12 protein-coding genes are annotated in these 17943 nt (G+C 39.8%); 10 read left to right on the top strand and 2 right to left on the bottom strand.

Annotated elements, in window-relative coordinates:
• The first annotated feature begins 1 nt into the window (after nucleotide 1).
• From DC498_RS20730 to DC498_RS20760, 7 genes are all read left to right on the top strand, one after another.
• Nucleotides 2-1033, top strand: a complete 1032-nt coding sequence (locus DC498_RS20730) for a cytochrome-c peroxidase (protein WP_116876129.1) — start codon at nucleotides 2-4, stop codon at nucleotides 1031-1033.
• Complete coding sequence (locus DC498_RS20735; RefSeq protein WP_116876081.1) at nucleotides 1030-1953, top strand: transporter; 924 nt, start codon at nucleotides 1030-1032, stop codon at nucleotides 1951-1953. The genes DC498_RS20730 and DC498_RS20735 overlap by 4 nt, the downstream gene beginning before the upstream one ends.
• A 151-nt stretch (nucleotides 1954-2104) precedes the next feature.
• Nucleotides 2105-2842, top strand: coding sequence for a hypothetical protein (locus DC498_RS20740; protein WP_116876082.1), 738 nt, complete (start codon nucleotides 2105-2107; stop codon nucleotides 2840-2842).
• A 1-nt stretch (nucleotide 2843) separates the two neighbouring features.
• On the top strand, nucleotides 2844-5615 hold the full coding sequence (locus DC498_RS20745; protein WP_116876130.1) for a TonB-dependent receptor: 2772 nt from the start codon (nucleotides 2844-2846) through the stop codon (nucleotides 5613-5615).
• Nucleotides 5615-6778: a DUF4249 domain-containing protein gene (locus tag DC498_RS20750; protein WP_116876083.1), complete on the top strand. Its 1164-nt coding sequence runs from the start codon at nucleotides 5615-5617 to the stop codon at nucleotides 6776-6778. Before DC498_RS20745 ends, DC498_RS20750 begins: the two co-directional genes overlap by 1 nt.
• On the top strand, nucleotides 6772-9207 hold the full coding sequence (locus DC498_RS20755) for a hypothetical protein (protein WP_116876084.1): 2436 nt from the start codon (nucleotides 6772-6774) through the stop codon (nucleotides 9205-9207). Before DC498_RS20750 ends, DC498_RS20755 begins: the two co-directional genes overlap by 7 nt.
• 15 nt (nucleotides 9208-9222) lie before the next feature.
• Nucleotides 9223-9948, top strand: coding sequence for a DUF92 domain-containing protein (locus DC498_RS20760; protein ID WP_116876085.1), 726 nt, complete (start codon nucleotides 9223-9225; stop codon nucleotides 9946-9948).
• 39 nt (nucleotides 9949-9987) lie between these two features.
• On the opposite strand, the gene DC498_RS20765 is transcribed toward DC498_RS20760, so the two are convergent.
• Nucleotides 9988-12219 carry a ligand-binding sensor domain-containing protein gene (locus DC498_RS20765; protein ID WP_116876086.1) on the bottom strand — a complete coding sequence of 744 codons (2232 nt, stop codon included), beginning with the start codon at nucleotides 12217-12219 and terminating at the stop codon, nucleotides 9988-9990.
• Nucleotides 12220-12445: 226 nt separating this feature from the next.
• Here DC498_RS20765 and DC498_RS20770 point away from each other — a divergent pair, with 226 nt between their 5' ends.
• The 3 genes from DC498_RS20770 (at nucleotide 12446) to DC498_RS20780 (ending at nucleotide 16720) form a co-directional block, all read left to right on the top strand.
• Nucleotides 12446-14266 carry a DNA polymerase III subunit gamma/tau gene (locus DC498_RS20770; RefSeq protein ID WP_116876087.1) on the top strand — a complete coding sequence of 607 codons (1821 nt, stop codon included), beginning with the start codon at nucleotides 12446-12448 and terminating at the stop codon, nucleotides 14264-14266.
• Nucleotides 14267-14397: 131 nt separating this feature from the next.
• Nucleotides 14398-16041: a pyruvate dehydrogenase complex dihydrolipoamide acetyltransferase gene (locus DC498_RS20775; RefSeq protein ID WP_116876088.1), complete on the top strand. Its 1644-nt coding sequence runs from the start codon at nucleotides 14398-14400 to the stop codon at nucleotides 16039-16041.
• Nucleotides 16042-16117: 76 nt separating this feature from the next.
• Nucleotides 16118-16720, top strand: coding sequence for a 3-keto-disaccharide hydrolase (locus tag DC498_RS20780; RefSeq protein ID WP_116876131.1), 603 nt, complete (start codon nucleotides 16118-16120; stop codon nucleotides 16718-16720).
• A 79-nt stretch (nucleotides 16721-16799) separates the two neighbouring features.
• Here DC498_RS20780 and DC498_RS20785 read toward each other — a convergent pair whose 3' ends face one another.
• The gene (locus DC498_RS20785) at nucleotides 16800-17936 is read right to left on the bottom strand and encodes a DegT/DnrJ/EryC1/StrS family aminotransferase (protein WP_116876089.1); all 1137 of its coding nucleotides are present in this window, start codon (nucleotides 17934-17936) and stop codon (nucleotides 16800-16802) included.
• Nucleotides 17937-17943 lie beyond the last annotated feature (7 nt).

Consider the following 17943-nt stretch of genomic DNA (forward strand, 5'->3'; position numbering starts at 1 on the left):
CATGACCAGGAAATATTGGCTGAGCATAATTATACTTATTTCGGTTATATATGCCTGTAATAAAGATGCAATAACAGAACGGTTTGCAGGTTTTCAAACTCCTGCAAACTTTCCTGAACCGGCATATCATTTCTCCACCAATGAAATCACGCAAAATAAGTTTGAATTAGGACGCAAATTATTTTACGACCCTTTACTGTCGAGGAACAGTACCATCAGTTGCGGAAGCTGTCATATACAAACATCCGCATTTTCACATCATGGTCATAATGTGAGTCATGGCATTGATGATAAACTGGGAACAAGAAATGCGCCTGCTATTATGAATCTTGCGTGGTATAATTCTTTTATGTGGGATGGCGGTGTATTTGATCTTGATCTGCAACCCGTAGCGCCACTTACCAACCATGTGGAGATGGATGAAACAATGGAAAACGTGCTGAAGAAACTTAAAGCGAGTGCTGACTATCCATCATTATTTAATAAAGCTTTTGGTGAGCAGGAAATAACCACGGCTGCTGTGCTTAAAGCACTTTCACAGTTTATGCTGATGTGTGTAAGCAGCAATGCAAAATATGATAGTGTGAAGCGCGGTGAAGGAAAAGCTTTTACTGAGGAAGAGCAAAACGGGTACAAAATTTTTCAGCAGAAATGTAATAGCTGTCATACAGAGCCTTTGTTTACCGATAATAGCTTCAGAAATAACGGACTGACGCCTACTGCTCTTGATGATAAAGGGCGCCAACTGGTTACGCTAAACGACCAGGATGCATACACCTTTAAAGTGCCCAGCCTCAGAAACCTGGGATATACAGCACCTTATATGCACGACGGAAGATTTTATACGCTTGATGCTGCCCTGGAGCATTATAACAGCAAAGTTCAGCAGTCAGCAACCCTTGATCCCCTGCTTAAAAAAGAAACTATTCCGGGCATACGGTTAACCGATGAGGAAAAGAAATATCTCCTTGTGTTCTTAAAAACACTTGACGATCCATCATTTTTAAAAGACAAAAAACTCTCAGAACAATGAAAAAAATAATGATCAGCATATTATTGCTGCTCTCCGTGTCATTGCAGGTTTTGGCATGCGATATATGTGGTTGCGGAGTAGGCAGTTCATATATTGGCATATTACCAGAATTCAATACCAAGATTTTTGGTGTACGGTACAGGTACAGCTCCTTACTTACACATATTGGCTCTGATGGTGTAAATACTTATTTAACCAGCCGGGAGCATTACCGCACAGCTGAATTATGGGGAGGCTGGAATATTACCAAAAATCTGCGTGTAATGGTAACCGTTCCCTATAATTTTAATGAACGCATTAACCAGGGAATAACGCATACAAAAAATGGCATTGGCGATATAACGCTTTCCGGATATTATCAATTACTTAATAAAAGAAAAACACTGAACAATAATAAATTGCTGATACAAAGTTTATGGCTGGGTGCAGGCGTAAAATTGCCAGCAGGTAAATACAATCCTTCTGATAAGGAAAGCAGTAATAATAATACAAATCTTTTTCAACTTGGTACCGGCAGCACAGATTTTAACGCACATGCCATGTATGATCTTCGCCTGCAGGATGCTGGTATAAACGCTACTGCGAGTTATAAAATCAATACAACCAATAAATATGATTATACCTATGGCAATAAACTTAACCTCAGTACTCAGGTATATTATAAGTTCAGAATTCTGAATAAATTAATGCTGGCCCCAAATGCAGGAATCCAGTATGAAACGGCTCAGAAAGATTTAGATGGGAAATACCGGGTAGATGTTTCAGGTGGAAATATTTTAATGGGCACAGCAGGTATTGAAACAGCATTTTCTAAAATAAGCATTGGTGCTAACTGGCAAACTCCGTTGTCACAAAATCTGGCCAACGGATTTGCAAAAGCAGGTAACAGGATAATGGTGCATATGGCGGTTTCGTTGTAAAAAAATCAGCCATTTTAAAAAAGCTATGCAATAAGCGCAACGTATTGTGCTATTGGGTTGTCTGTATATAGTAAAATAAACCATTTGTATATATCTGTTGGCTATAACAGAAATTAGGTTTATTTTTCATGATAAATTCAGACCGTCCTGCATGAGAATATTGCAAACAATACTTATAATTTTTTTCTTTTATACTGCCATTCCGGCTATTTCACAAGGACAAAATCCGGACAGCGCGTTAGTAGCGCAGCAACGAAAAAATCCAGTTCAGCTATACTACAATTCGCTTGGTATACAATCCGGATTGTATAATGGCAGTGAATATACAGTATATGTACACCTTCTTAAGGATGGGCATCCCTACCTTGATACTACTAAATTGATGGATGGCGCTGTTTTTTATGATGGCATGCTATACAGGAATGTGCCTATGCTATATGATATTGTAAAGGATGAGCTTGTTATACAGCACTATAATAAAGTTTTTCATATACAACTTATAAAAAGTAAGGTTGATGAATTCAATATTCTCGGCAGACCATTTCTTCACCTGGGAAAAGACAGTACAATACAGGGTAATGTAAAGAATGGCTATTATGAAGTATTGTATAACGGGCAGATTAAGCTTTATGCCAAACGCATAAAAACAATACAGGAATTTATACCGGATATGCAGGTTGAGCGAAGGGTTTTTTCAAATAACCGCTATTTTATTTATAAGGATAACACATTTCATGAAGTATATAACCAGTCGTCTGTACTAAAAGTTTTGAAAGATAAAAAATTCGATTACAAACAGGCATTGAGAAAACAGCGTATTAAATTCCGCAAACAAAGAGAAACAGCAATGAAGCTGATGCTGCAACAGTATGAAAATGCAAATCATTAACATGAAGTCATCTTTACTATCTATCCTAACACTTTTTTTGTTGCTAGCGGGTACTGCTGCTTCGGCACAACAAAAAGAAGTGCTTGTAAGCGGCGACTTCTATAATATGCGGGCAAAGGAATTTGTTGCTGAGCTAGAAAAGAAAACAGGTTTGACTTTTTATTACGACACTACCGGCTTTGATACACTTAAAATTGACATTAGTGTAAAAGAACAACCTGTTACAAAAGTGCTTGCATCAGCCATAGGCGATTCAATATATAAATATACCCTGTATAATAATCTTTTATTTATTACCAAAGGTTCGCCGGTTGAAACCGAATTGCCGGAAGCCTTTTTTGTAGCAAAAGCAGTCAGCACTGATACAGGAAGCAAAGTGAAATATATAATAACTTCTATTGAAGAAGATTCAAAACCGCAGACCACAACCCCTGAAAATAAATTATTTGAGGTAGGCATAAAAACATCGGCGCCATTAAGCGGCACAGCAAAGCTGGCTGGATATGTTAAAGACATCAGTACTGGCGAACCCATACCCGGCGCCGCAGTATTTGTTGAAAAGCTGAAGATCTCCGTTAATGCCGATCAATTCGGGTATTATTCTATTACACTCCCCAAAGGCAGGCACTTAATCAATATTCAAAGCCTGGGTAAAAAAGATACCTGGAGACAGGTAATGCTATATGGCGATGGCACTTTGAATGTAGATATGAAAGATCATGTCTTATCATTAAAAGCAGTAATAATATCAGCAAAAAAAGCAGCGAATATTAACAGCCTTCAGATGGGGGTGGAAAAGGTAGATATAAAAACGATCAAACAGATCCCGGTTGTTTTTGGAGAAGCGGACATATTACGTGTAATACAAACCCTGCCAGGCGTTAAAACAGTTGGTGAAGCCAGTACAGGCTTTAATGTACGCGGAGGTTCTGCAGATCAAAATCTTATTTTGTTTAATGATGCAACCGTATATAATCCTTCCCACTTTTTTGGCTTCTTTTCGGCATTCAATCCTGATGTAGTCAGCAGTGTTGAATTATATAAAAGCAGTATTCCTGCAAAATATGGAGGAAGATTATCTTCTGTGCTGGATGTAGTAAGCCGTGAGGGGAACAAGAAAAAAATCACAGGCTCAGCAGGAATTGGTTTATTAACCAGCAGGCTTAATATAGAAGGTCCGTTAATTAAAGATAAAACCTCATTTATTGTTGGCGGCCGTATTACTTATGCCAACTGGTTAATGCAATTTCTTCCCGCTGAATACAAAAAAAGTAAGGCGTCTTTTTATGATATAAACGTCTTGCTCAGTCATAAAATCAACGATAAAAACGACTTGTATTTAACTGCCTATATGAGCAATGATCGCTTTAATCTTAACAGCGATACGGTATATGGTTATGGCAATAAAAATATCGTTCTTAAATGGAAGCATGTTTTCAACAATAAGCTTCAAAGTATAGTTAGCACAGGATATGATTCTTATGGTTATACCATTTACAGCGAAAAAAACCCTGTTAATGCTTACGATATGAAGTTTGATATCAACCAGAGTAATGCAAAAATCCACTTCAACTATTTTGTAAATTCAAAGCATACACTTGACTTTGGTTTAAGCTCAATATATTATACCCTGCACCCCGGCTCATTTCAACCGAGGGGAGATAAATCACTTGTAGTACCTGATGTTGTGACAAAAGAACAGGCATTGGAAAGTGCTGCGTATCTCACTGAAAAGTATAATATCACCTCTTCATTATCTGTTCAGGCGGGTATTCGTTTTTCATTATATAATTATATGGGGCCAAAAACCATATATCAATACGCTGATGGATTGCCTAAAGAAACCGGTAATATCACTGATACCCTTCAATACAATAAGGGAAAATTCATCAATAAATATTTCGGACCTGAATACCGCCTTTCATTACGGTATGCCATAACCGATAATTTCTCTGTGAAAGCCGGGTATAATTCATTAAGGCAGTATATACATATGCTTTCTAACACAACAGCTATTGCACCAACCGATATATGGAAGCTAAGTGACCCTAACATTAAACCACAATACGGAGATCAGTTCTCCATTGGTTTTTATAAGAATTTTAAATCAAACACCATTGAAACTTCTGTAGAAACTTATTATAAAAGATTAAAGGATTTCCTGGATTTTAAAAGCGGCGCCAGGCTTGTATTAAACGATCATATTGAAACAGATGTATTTAATACGGTAGGTAAAGCATATGGTGTTGAGTTAATGATTAAGAAATTAACCGGTAAGCTTAATGGCTGGGTAAGTTATACATGGTCACGCACTTTTCTCAGGATGAACGATTCTACCAAAGGACAGGTTATTAACAATGGTGATTATTATCCTGCCAACTATGATAAGCCACATGAGGTAACCGCTATTGGAAATTACAGGTTTTCGCACCGGTTCAGCCTTTCAATGAATGTTACCTATAGTACAGGCCGTCCCATTACAATTCCCATTGGCAGATATTATTATGAAGGAAGCTACAGGGCTTTATATTCCGACAGGAACGCCTATCGCATACCCGATTATTTCCGCATGGATTTTTCGATGAATTTAGAAGGTAATCATAAAGTAAAACAGAAAACACATAATTCCTGGACATTCGGAGTATATAACCTTCTTGGCAGGAAAAATCCTTACTCTGTATACTTTGTTTCGGAGGATGGCATCATCAACGGATATAAGCTATCTGTTTTTGGTGCAGCTATATTATATGCCAATTTTAATATCAGATTTTGATGAAGAGAAAATATTACATATCGCGACCGCAATATTTTATGATTATTATTTTATTTTTCTTTTCAGTTACCTGCAAAGAAAAATATGCATTACCCAAAACGCTGATTGACAAAAGCTATCTTGTTGTAGAAGGATATATTGACGGAGGAAACGACTCTACCTTTATACGGCTTACCAGAACAGTTAGTTCGGCAGATACAACAAGCATTAAGAACGAAAGCAATGCGACAGTATATATTGAAGGAGAAGACGGTCAATCTTTTTATCTGAATGAGATCAATCCCGGCACATATGCAGGCGGACCTTTCTCACTCAACCAAACGCAGCAATACAGGCTTAATATATCAACCGGCAATGGCAAATCATATTTGTCAGACTATGTAGACATTAAACAAACACCTGCCATTGATAGCATAAGCTGGGCAAGAACAGCTGATGGCGTTCAGATATATGCCAACACGCATGATCCGCAAAACAGTACAACGTACTATGCATGGAACTATCATGAAACCTGGGAATTCTATTCAGCTTTTTATTCCAACTGGGAATATACCGGCAGTCCGGACCCGGATAGTGTAATGGTAAGAAGAACCAATGGAGATTCATTATACCGTTGCTGGCAATCGAATATTTCCACTGAAATTATTGTAGGTTCTTCTGCAAAGCTCAGTGAAGATATTATTTACCTCTACCCGCTGATACTTATTCCTGAAGCTTCGTGGAAGCTTCAAAAAAGATATAGTGTGCTGGTAAAGCAACGTGCTTTGAGTAAAGGCGCATACGAGTATCTTGAAAACATGAAAAAGAATTCAGAACAACTGGGTTCCATATTTGATCCCCAGCCTTCCACAAGCAATGGCAATGTTCACTGCGTGGATGACGCAAAGGAAATTGTATTAGGATATGTATACAGCAGCACTTCTGTACAAAAAAGAATATTTATAGAACGCTCCCAGGTGCAAGACTGGAAATACCGGTTTAGTTGCGAAGAGGTTTCCATAAAGAACGATCTTGACAGTTTGGCTGATGCCTTCGCAGGAAACGCGTACATACCTACAACAGAAGAAGGTTCGGGGCCTGTGATCGCCAGGTATAAGGGCGCTGCGGTATACTGTGTAGATTGCAGGTTGAGGGGCGTACATGAAAAACCTGATTTTTGGTAAAAAAATATTACGACAGAACAATTATACTAATGCAGGGAAAAAGAAATTTTAGGTATCTCCTGTTTTGCTTTTGTTTTTTCTTCCAAAGAGCTTTAGCACAGGGAGATTTTACCGGGGTGATCAGCCAGCAATTCAACCAGTATAGCCAACAGGCATTTACTGAAAAAATCTATCTGCATACAGATAGAAATTTTTATTTATCAGGTGAAATAATCTGGTTTAAAACATATATTACTGATGCCGTAAAACATCACCTGAGCAACCTGAGTAAGATTGCTTATACTGAGCTTATCGATAAAAACAACAATGTATTGCTGCAGGCTAAAACAGGTATAACAGAAGGAACCGGCAACGGCTCATTTTACCTGCCTGCAAATATTCCCTCAGGCAATTATAAAATACGGTGCTATACCAACTGGATGAAAAATTTTGACCCGGCTTTCTTTTTTGAAAGTACGGTTACAATTGTAAATACTGCTTCTTCGGCCATGCTGCCTGTAATTGACACAATACCTTTTTATGATATAACCTTTTTTCCTGAAGGTGGAAATCTTGTGCAGGAAACAGAAAATAATATAGGGTTTACAATAACAGATAAGAACGGCGCAGGACTAAACAAATGCACAGGCATTGTAACGGATGGAAATGATAGCATTGTTCTTTTTTCCCCGCAACATGCAGGAATAGGTACATTTTTGTTTACACCTTTAAAAGGGCATTCATATGTAGCGCATATTATTGATACATTGGGAAAAGAAATTGCAAGGAAAGCTATACCACCTGCAGCCGAAGGATTAGCCTTGCGGCTGACCAAAACATCTTCAGGTCAGATAGCAATCGCTGTAAAATGTATGCCCGGGGATCCTGAAAATGGTAAAGCGTTGTATTTATTTGCCCATACCAGAGGTGTTATTAAGTCTGTACAAAAAGCTTTGATGCGTTCAGGAGTAGCGCAGTTTATCGTAGATGAAAGCCAATTGAATGATGGCATAACACATTTTACCATATTCAATAACGAACGCAGACCTGTTTGTGAAAGACTATATTTTAAACGCCCTGCTCAAAAACTTAATATCGGGCTATCATTAGATGCAAAGCAGTATTCTGCGAGGAGAAAAGCAGCTTTAACAATCATTTCAGCTGATGCTGATAATAAATCCGTGCCTGCAAATATGTCTCTGTCTGTTTACAGGGCAGATGATTTACAGAAGGAAAAAACAACAGATATATACAGCTACTTATGGTTAAATGCTGATCTTACAGGGAATATTGAAAATCCATTATACTACTTCAATAATATCAATGATGTAACCACCAGGCAATTAGATAACCTCATGCTCACGCATGGATGGAGAAGATTTAAATGGGATAATATTCAGCAAAACAAAAAGCCCCTGTTTGAATTTTTGCCGGAATTTGAAGGACAGATAATAACCGGAAAAATCATAGACAGCGCTACAAAAAGACCTTTCCGGGACGCAATAGTATTTGGTTCAGTACCTGGTTTATACACACAATTTTATGCTTCCCAGTCAGACAAGAATGGTAATATACAATTCTACACAAAGAATGTTGTAGGCCCAGGTGAACTGGTATTACAAGCCCAGGAAACTGATAAGCATTTTTATAATATTGAAGTCAACACTCCTTTTTCAGGAAAATTCACAACAAACACACTGGCGGATTTGAATATATCCCCGGGTTTAAAAAGTGCTTTGGAAACAAGCAGTATCAATGCACAACTGCAGAGAAAATACGCTGCCGACATGTTGCGGAAATATAATTTACCGGATATTGATACCTCAACATTTTATGGAAAGCCAGACGAGCGTTATATGCTTGATGATTATACCCGGTTTACAACCATGGAAGAGGTATTGCGTGAATATATTCCCGGTGTTATTGTGAGCAGGGCTAATCGTAAATTCAAGCTTGCCGCTTTTGATATTCAAAATAAAAGGCTATTCAAAGATAGCCCGCTCCTGTTGTTAGATGGAGTGCCTGTGCAGGATGCGGACAGAATAATGAGCTACGATCCTTTGAAAGTAAGAAAGATCGAGGTTGTTACACGGCGGTATTATTATGGTCCATTAGTATTAGACGGCATTGTTAATTTTATTACTTACAAGGGAAACCTGGAAGAATTTGAAATGGATCCGCGGTCGGTGATTGTAGATTTTGACGGTATTCAATTGCAGAGAGAATTTTATATGCCTGCTTATGATACTGAAGAACAAAGAAAAAGCCGGCTTGCTGATTTCAGGAATCTTTTATACTGGAACCCTGATGTAACTACCAACAAAAACGGGGAAACACAACTACAGTTTTACACCAGCGATATGAAAGGGAAATACATAGGAGTGATTGAAGGTATTACTACGGATGGAAAAGCCGGAAGAAATACATTCAGTTTTGAAGTGACACAATAACTTATTCATAAAATAATGTGGAGGTTAGTATGTGAACACCCGGTATTGATTACACTAATTCTTTCCGGTGGCTTATTATCAGCAGTATTAAAAAAACTTACCTGGGCTGCAGCATTTACAGGTTGTATACTCGCACTATTAATATTTGCAGGAGCAGGCTATACAGGCATTGCTATGATGACAACATTTTTTATTAGCGGCGTTATTGCTACAGGTTGGAAGTCTTCTCAAAAATTTAAAAACGGGTTGGCAGAAAACAAGCGTGGCACACGCACAGCAAACCAGGTTTTAGCCAACGCAGGCGTACCGGCGTTAACAGGAGTTTTGTTTTTGCTGGATATTATTTCATATCCATTATCTGTATTAATTATTGCGGCGTGCTTTTCTTCAGCCATTGCTGATACAGTATCATCCGAGATGGGAAATGTTTATGGAAGAAAGTGTTACAATATACTTACCCTCAAAAAAGATGAACGTGGATTAAATGGGGTAGTGAGTATTGAAGGCTTTTTATTTGGACTGGGAGGCAGCATACTAATTGCCGCCATATATGGCTTTAATTATGGATGGAATATGTATGTGCTGATCATTATTATTTGCGGCACAGCAGGCAATATCCTTGATTCTGTATTAGGCGCTACATTAGAAAGAAAACATCAGATAAACAATAATACCGTGAATTTTCTCAATACGCTTTTCGCAGGAGTGTTGGCGGCGATAATATATCAGATACTGCTCTAACACAGCCTCTCCTTCTTCAGGAAAGACGGGAGGTATTATTTATTCAATCATATTCAAATATCTTCCCATCCAGTAAGGCAGCAACCAGAATACCGGTTCCCTTTCCGTATTGGTTTGACCATTAACAGCAGTCCAGGGATTTTTATCCCAACGTACCGTAGCGCGTATGCTTGCAGGCGGTAATTCGCTAACCTGTAAGTCATCCAGCACCGGCACGCGAACCATTTGCACATCTTCTCTTTTGCTGTGATCAATCCCCCAGTTAACCAAATCGAGCGGCGTATCTTTTAAAAATTCAATGGATGCAGGCAATTCAGTTTTTTTATGGGTAGCGTAACTGTAAAAGAAATTGATCAATGGATTTTTATCATCCTTTCTTGCCACCATCCAGGTGGCAAAATGCGATTGATAAAACTGCAATAATTCCGGATCTTTTTCACAATGCAGCAGGATGGGATATAAGTACATTTGTAACACAACATCAAAATAAATAAACCATGCGGGATTTTGCTGCTGTATTTTTTTCATATTCTCCAGGTAATGCTCATCCTTAATCAGCCGCAGGTAATGTTGCTGGTATTTATTATTGCCTGTCATGTAATGCGCCAGCTTTAAAAAGCTAAGCATCTCCATAGCGTTCTGATTTCTGTCAGGCATCCATTCAGGATCACGGTTAAGGTTATCCGGGCTCCACACACTCCAACGGGTGTGCTGTCCGTCAATATCAATCATGTTGAAATTGTTCCTGATCAGATGATCAACAAGTTTTGCTACATGCTTTGCTACCACTTGTTTTTCCTTTTTGTCTGCCACCAGTTCATAATAAAAAAAGTAACCCATCATATGACCGCACCATTCATCACTGCTGGTATCACCTTTCCATAACCATTTACCGTCTTTCGATTTACGCCAGCGCATTTCCACAGGCTTAAATCTCGGCTCTTTCACCAGTTCCTCAGCTAATGCTTTATCAGTATATTTTAAATTCTTATCGTGTACATTATCTCCCCACGATGCAGGCACAATCGTTCTTGCAAAAAAACCATCCGTCTCTGTTATTTCCTCCAGCAGTTTTAAAAAATCAAACATCTTCTTTGCCTTTTCCTTTGCATCAGTATTTTTTGTTACTGCATAGCGAAAAGATTCCATAGCAAGATAGTTACCGCCATATTCACCGTCATTATCATCATCCTCCGGCTCCCATCTTGTTACATCATTGGGATCGGGCAAACGGCATTGCCCAACGATCCACGGCTCACGAACATGACGCTGCATGGTAACATCATAAAAATATTTTTCTTTTTCGGCGAGTGTCATCAGCTTGCTGTGAATGGCGCTTACACCTTCCTGTGTAGCAATCCATGCTGTTCCTTCCTTATCAAATGTTATTTGATTCACCTTGTCGTTAAGCAGCCATCTACGGCTGAAGCGAAGAGATTTACTTCCGTTATTATGAAAACGAACAATGCCCACATCTGTACCAACCCATACTGAGCTATCCGGTGCAACAGCAACACAGTTCACATATTGAGAAGATAATCCATCGGCAGTCCTTAATGTTTTCTTTTTATTGTAGCCGTTTAAAATGGTTACACCTCCCAAACCGCCTGCCCACACATCATTACCTTTTATTGCCACTCCTTTTATATAAGCGCTGATCAGGTATGTGGTATCAAAAAAATATTTCAGAGAACCAGGAGTATAATGGTATAGACCTACATCCGTTCCAATCCATACGCCTGTATTCCCATCTGAAATTGCTGAGCGCACCGATTTAGCAATGCGGATATCTTTCCTGGTTGATGCCGCCGGTGTACATAACCATATATCCCTGGGTCCGAAAGCATATACACCATCTTTTGCGACACACAGCACAGAGACTGGCCCATTTGTATCTGCCATTTTTTTGAAAGCATTATACCTGTAGTGAAAAACTCCCTTCCATGTTCCGGCCCAAATACCGGATGCAGGGTCGTATAGTACAGTATAGGCAGGCCCGTCTTCCAGACCGCTTATTACTTTTTCCCAGCCTGTACCATTAATATGCTTTTTAAAAATACCTTCTGATGTTGCCATCCAGATATTTGATTGATCATCGGTAGCTATGCTCCTGATATTTGCATCTTTAAGTCCTTTAGGAAAATGAGGTATATGATATTCTTGTACAAAAGGGATATCTGCAGTATTTGTTGGTGATAATACTAATTGTGCTTTACTGCCGGTAACAATTATGCATATGAAGCAAAAGAAATATATTGTTCGTAGCCGCATTTAAGGGAAATTTACAAGTAGAAATGTATTGATTGCAGATAGGTTTTCAGTAGGAGAACTTAATTGATGGGATATACTCTTTTATAAAGGTGAGCCGGTATTTCAGTTTCAATTAATTTCCCCCGCATTTCCACCTTTTACCTTATTTTCAAATTAATTCCCCCACCTTTCCACACTCCCATATTCCCTTATTTCCACATTAGTTAGTTCCCTTACATTTGCATATATGGATAATTTCATTGTATCGGCGCGTAAGTATCGTCCTCAAACCTTTAATACGGTTGTTGGGCAGGCGCATATTACTACCACCCTTAAAAATGCGATCAAAAATAACCAGTTGGCGCACGCGTTTTTATTCTGTGGTCCCAGGGGAGTGGGCAAAACAACCTGTGCAAGAATCCTGGCTAAAACCATCAATTGCGAGAATGTTCAAAAAGATGGAGAAGCTTGTAACAAATGTACATCCTGTGTGTCATTTAATGAAGGTACTTCACTTAATATACATGAGCTTGATGCGGCGAGTAACAACTCCGTTGATGATATACGAACTTTAACAGAACAGGTGAGGTTTGCTCCACAGGCAGGTAAGTATAAAGTATATATTATAGATGAGGTGCACATGCTCAGCTCTTCAGCCTTCAACGCGTTTCTGAAAACACTGGAAGAGCCACCGCCATATGCCATTTTTATACTGGCAACTACGGAGAAGCACAAAATACTACCGACTATATTATCGCGCTGCCAGATATTTGACTTTAAGCGCATTACCCCGAATGATACAGTTGAGCATCTTGAAGAAATATGCGGTAAAGAAGGAATAAACGCAGATAAAGCTGCACTGCAGGTTATAGCGCAAAAAAGCGAAGGCTGTATGCGTGATGCCCTCAGCATTCTTGATAAAATAGTGAGTTTTACCAATGGAAAGTTAAGTTACCAGAATACACTGGAACACCTGAATATATTAGACGCTGATTATTATTTTAAACTGGTTGATGCGATGATGGAGCAGGATGCCGCGGCCGCCCTGCTTTTGTATGATAATATTAACCGGAAAGGATTTGAAGGTGATATTGTTTTGAATGGCTTTGCTGAATTCATCAGGAATGTGCTGGTTTGTAAAGATGATCGCGTAACGGAATTGCTTGAAGTAGTGGAAAGTTTTAAGGATAAGTATAAAGAAGCAGCAAAAAAGTTGTCAGTTTCATGGCTGATAAGTGCTTTAAATGTACTGAACGAGGCTGAAATAAATTATCGGGGCGCAAGAAATAAGAAATTGCATACAGAATTAGCGCTCATCAAACTTACCTATTTGGCCCAGGCGGTTCAACTGGTAAATGAAAGCGGCGGTACTGCTAAAAAAAAACTGATTGATGCAACAAAACCTGTTGCATTCAGGAAGATTAAACCATTACCCGTAAAAGCATCTTCCATTGAAAAATCTGCTCCTGCAGTTGATACACCCGAAGCCAGGCTTACCATTGCTAAGGAAGTGCAGAACGCACAATCCGGCACCCAGGCTGCAGCACCTGCAGAAAGAATGCAGGCAGCAAATACAACAGCAACAATTACCGGGGCTGTTGAGGAAAAGAAAGCCAAACCTACGCTTGGCGCTTTGTCTAAAATAAGGGAACAGATAGCACAGCGACAGCCCCAGGCAGCCGTGGTTAAGGATTTAACAGAAGAAAGCCTTGAACAAGCCTGGGGTTTATATATTGAAAAGCTTACTGAGCAGAAGAATCATTCGGCTGTTACGAATTTCAGATTGGCTAAACTACGGGTGATAGAAAGCAATAGTTTTGAAATTACAGTTGAGAGCAATATCCAGCAAAAATTTATTGAGCAGGAGAGGGGTATGTTGATAGAGCACCTGCAATTATTTTTCAATAACCGCACACTCACCTATAATATACAGGTTAGGGAAAATCCGGAAGCCAATGTGCCGGTAGAGCGTCCCATGAGCAGCAAAGAGCAGTTTATGAAAATGGCAGAAGAATATCCATTAATAAAGGAGTTAAAAGAACGTCTTAAGATGGATCTGGATTATTAAAGAATATCCTGCCGGTTCAGGGCATGCAATGCCGGATACAGAAAAGATTATATGCTTCATGGCTTTTGCTGTTTTTGCCTTAATTTCGACCTTCCAAAAAGATATCTTAAAACTAAAATTTCTTATATACCATGGCTGAAGTAATCAAAATGCCGAGAATGAGTGACACAATGACGGAGGGAGTGATTGTTGAATGGCATAAAAAAGTAGGCGATAAAGTAAAATCTGGTGATTTGCTGGCTGAAGTGGAAACCGACAAAGCAACAATGGAGCTGGATAGCTACAACGACGGAACCCTTTTGTATATAGGGGTTGAAAAGGGCAAAAGTGCAAAGGTTGATGATGTAATAGCCGTTGTTGGAAAAGAAGGAGAAGATTACAAATCAGTATTGGGTGGAGGTGCTGCTGCCAAACCAGAAGCCTCTAAAGCTGAAGCTGCACCTAAGCAGGAGGAAGCAAAAAAAGAGGAGCCCAAAGCTGCTCCTGCTGCAACGGTCACTCCTGAGCAGTTAGGCGTTACTGTTATCAGGATGCCCCTGTTGAGTGATACGATGACAGAAGGAAAAATAGTGCAGTGGCATAAAAAGGTAGGAGATAAAGTAAAAAGCGACGATAACCTTGCAGATGTAGAAACCGACAAAGCTACCATGGAAGTGGTTGGCTATGCTGACGGTACATTATTATATACCGGCGTTCCGGAAGGTGAAGCTGCTAAAGTGAATGATGTTATTGCTATAGTTGGAAAGGAGGGAACAGATATTAATGGATTGCTGGCTTCTTTAAAAAGCCCGCAGGCTGGTGATAAAACGGCATCTGCCGCTACGCAAACACCATCTGCTTCAGGTTCAACACCAGCTCCTGCTGAACAAGAGGCAACAGGCGCGGCTTCGGATAATGGCAGGGTGAAAGCCTCGCCACTTGCTAAAAAAATAGCACAGGAAAAAGGCGTTGATCTTAAGCTGGTTCAGGGCTCCGGGGATGGGGGAAGGATTATTAAAAAAGATATTGACAACTTTACACCTGCCGCCGCATCAACCAAAGCTACACCTGCCGCGGCCGCTTCTGTTGCTCAGTTTAACGCAGCACCAGGAACAGAAGGATACACGGATATCAGCCTTAGCCAGATGCGTAAGGTTATTGCCCGCCGCCTGAGCGAAAGCAAATTCAGCGCCCCGCATTTCTATCTCACCATGGAGATAAATATGGATAATGCAATGGCTGCCCGTGCGCAGATGAATGAAGTAAGTCCCGTAAAGATCAGCTTTAATGACATGGTAGTGAAAGCTGCGGCTATGGCGCTTAAAAAGCATCCTGCGGTAAACAGCAGCTGGATGAATGAATCTATCCGCCAATGGCATCATGTGCATATTGGCGTAGCTGTAGCTATTGAAGATGGTTTGATCGTGCCGGTTATACGTTTTGCAGATCAAAAATCATTGAGCCAGATTGCTGCTGAAAGTAAGGATTTGAGTGGCAAAGCCCGCAACAAAAAACTGCAGCCAAATGAATTCAGCGGAAATACATTTACGGTATCGAACCTTGGTATGATGGATATTGATGAATTTACCGCAATTATAAACCCGCCGGACAGCGCAATTATGGCTGTGGGCAGAATTAAGGAAGTTGTAGTGAGGAAAGGAGATGGCTTTGGCGTATCTAATTTTATGAAAGTAACATTGAGCTGCGATCACAGGAGTGTAGACGGCGCTGTTGGCTCTGCGTTCCTTCAAACATTTAAAAAATACCTGGAGAACCCGGTGACAATGCTGGTGTAATTAAGGAATTTGAAAATGTGGAAATGTGAAAATTTTGATGGAAAAGTTTTAAAGGCTAGTAATTAAAATAATGATGATGAAAAAAATAGTTCTGTTCTTATTGATTGCATTCATGGTAAATACCAGTGTTTCTGCACAAAAATCGGTTTCCATTTTTAATGGTAAAGATTTAACCGGATGGACTGCTCATGGTACTGAAAAATGGTATGTAGAGAAAGGATTATTGATTTGCGAAAGTGGCCCGGATAAAGCATATGGTTATCTTTCTACCGATAAAAGATATAAAAATTTTGATTTGACGCTGGAGTTTAAGCAAAGTGCAAATGGCAACAGCGGCGTATTTTTCCGTTCATCTATTGATGGTGTAAAGATCAGTGGCTGGCAGGCTGAAGTGGCGCCTCCGGGCAGCAATACCGGTGGCATTTATGAATCCTACGGCCGTGGCTGGTTAATTAAACCGGAAGCGGAAAAAGACAAATACCTGAAGTTTGGTGAATGGAATACTTATCGCATAAGAGTTGTAGGTGATGAAGTTACTACCTGGCTCAATGGGCATGAAATGATCACATTAAAAGATGAAAAAGTTGGTAAAGGCGAAGGTTTTATTGCTTTGCAGATCCATGATGGTGGCGGTATTAAAGTTGCCTGGCGAAATATTAAAATAAAAGAACTGCCTTAAGGTGAATGGACAAAAAAGTTTGTTGTTTATAGTTTGTAGTTGATTAACCCGTAACCCTAAACCACAAACTACAAACACTCTAAGCAAACACCTTCTTAATTTCCCGCAATATCCTTTCTCTTTCCTCATCCTTTAAATTTGAGCCTGAAGGAAGACAGAGCCCATCTTTAAATAAAGCCTCAGAAGTGCCATCTCCATAAAAAGGAGCATCTTTAAAAATGGGTTGACAGTGCATGGGTTTCCATAAAGGTCTGCTTTCTATATTCACAGCATCTAAAGCCAGGCGCAGATCTTCACGGGTTTTAGCAGGATGATTAATCAATACTGTGGTTAACCACCTGTTGGAATAGCAGCCTTGAGGCTCTTCACAAAAGCTGATGCCTTCAATATTGGCGAGTGCTTTTTTATACCAGTCAAAATTCGCTCTGCGCTGCAGCACGCGGTCATTTAATACTTCCATCTGGCCTCTTCCTATACCAGCACATATATTGCTCATTCTGTAGTTATAGCCAATATGAGAATGCTGGTAATGCGGAGCCGCATCACGCGCCTGTGTTGAAAGGAATCTGGCTTTTTCTGCAAGCTTTGCATCATGTGCAACCAATGCGCCACCGCCGGAAGTGGTAATGATTTTATTTCCGTTAAATGATAATGCAGCTATAATACCGAATGTGCCGCAGTTTTGCCCGTTCAAATGACTTCCCAGGGCTTCCGCCGCATCTTCAATAACCGGTATTTCATATTTGCCGGCTATGTTGCTGATCTCGGTCATTTTTGCCGGCATGCCATATAAATGTACAGGAATAATAGCCTTTGGTTTTTTGCCTTTGGAGATTCTGTCTTTAATTGCTATTTCCAACAATTCGGGTGACATATTCCAGGTCTCTTTTTCACTATCTACAAAAACGGGTGTAGCACCCTGGTAGGCGATTGGGTTAGCAGATGCCGAGAAGGTCATGCTCTGGCAAATCACTTCATCGCCTGCTTTTACATCCAGTAATATTAAAGCAAGATGAAGCGCTGCCGTACCGGAACTTAAAGCGGCAACGTGAATGCTGTTTTCATTTCCGGGATGGAGAAATGACGCAATGTCCTTTTCTAATCCATTTACATTTGGTCCGAGTGGCGCTACCCAATTCTCGTCAAATGCCTGTGTAACAAATTTTCTTTCAGAGCCACCCATATGGGGTGAAGAGAGCCATATTTTTTGGAGCATAGTGCCG

It is taken from the genome of Terrimonas sp. (assembly GCF_003075435.1).
GTDB lineage: Bacteria > Bacteroidota > Bacteroidia > Chitinophagales > Chitinophagaceae > Agriterribacter.

Coding starts and splice junctions, on each gene's coding strand:
- DC498_RS20730 (WP_116876129.1), top strand. CDS start 2: ATGACCAGGAAATATTGGCTGAGCATAATTATACTTATTTCGGTTATA.
- DC498_RS20735 (WP_116876081.1), top strand. CDS start 1,030: ATGAAAAAAATAATGATCAGCATATTATTGCTGCTCTCCGTGTCATTG.
- DC498_RS20740 (WP_116876082.1), top strand. CDS start 2,105: ATGAGAATATTGCAAACAATACTTATAATTTTTTTCTTTTATACTGCC.
- DC498_RS20745 (WP_116876130.1), top strand. CDS start 2,844: ATGAAGTCATCTTTACTATCTATCCTAACACTTTTTTTGTTGCTAGCG.
- DC498_RS20750 (WP_116876083.1), top strand. CDS start 5,615: ATGAAGAGAAAATATTACATATCGCGACCGCAATATTTTATGATTATT.
- DC498_RS20760 (WP_116876085.1), top strand. CDS start 9,223: ATGTGGAGGTTAGTATGTGAACACCCGGTATTGATTACACTAATTCTT.
- DC498_RS20765 (WP_116876086.1), bottom strand. CDS start 12,219: ATGCGGCTACGAACAATATATTTCTTTTGCTTCATATGCATAATTGTT.
- DC498_RS20770 (WP_116876087.1), top strand. CDS start 12,446: ATGGATAATTTCATTGTATCGGCGCGTAAGTATCGTCCTCAAACCTTT.
- DC498_RS20775 (WP_116876088.1), top strand. CDS start 14,398: ATGGCTGAAGTAATCAAAATGCCGAGAATGAGTGACACAATGACGGAG.
- DC498_RS20780 (WP_116876131.1), top strand. CDS start 16,118: ATGAAAAAAATAGTTCTGTTCTTATTGATTGCATTCATGGTAAATACC.
- DC498_RS20785 (WP_116876089.1), bottom strand. CDS start 17,936: ATGCTCCAAAAAATATGGCTCTCTTCACCCCATATGGGTGGCTCTGAA.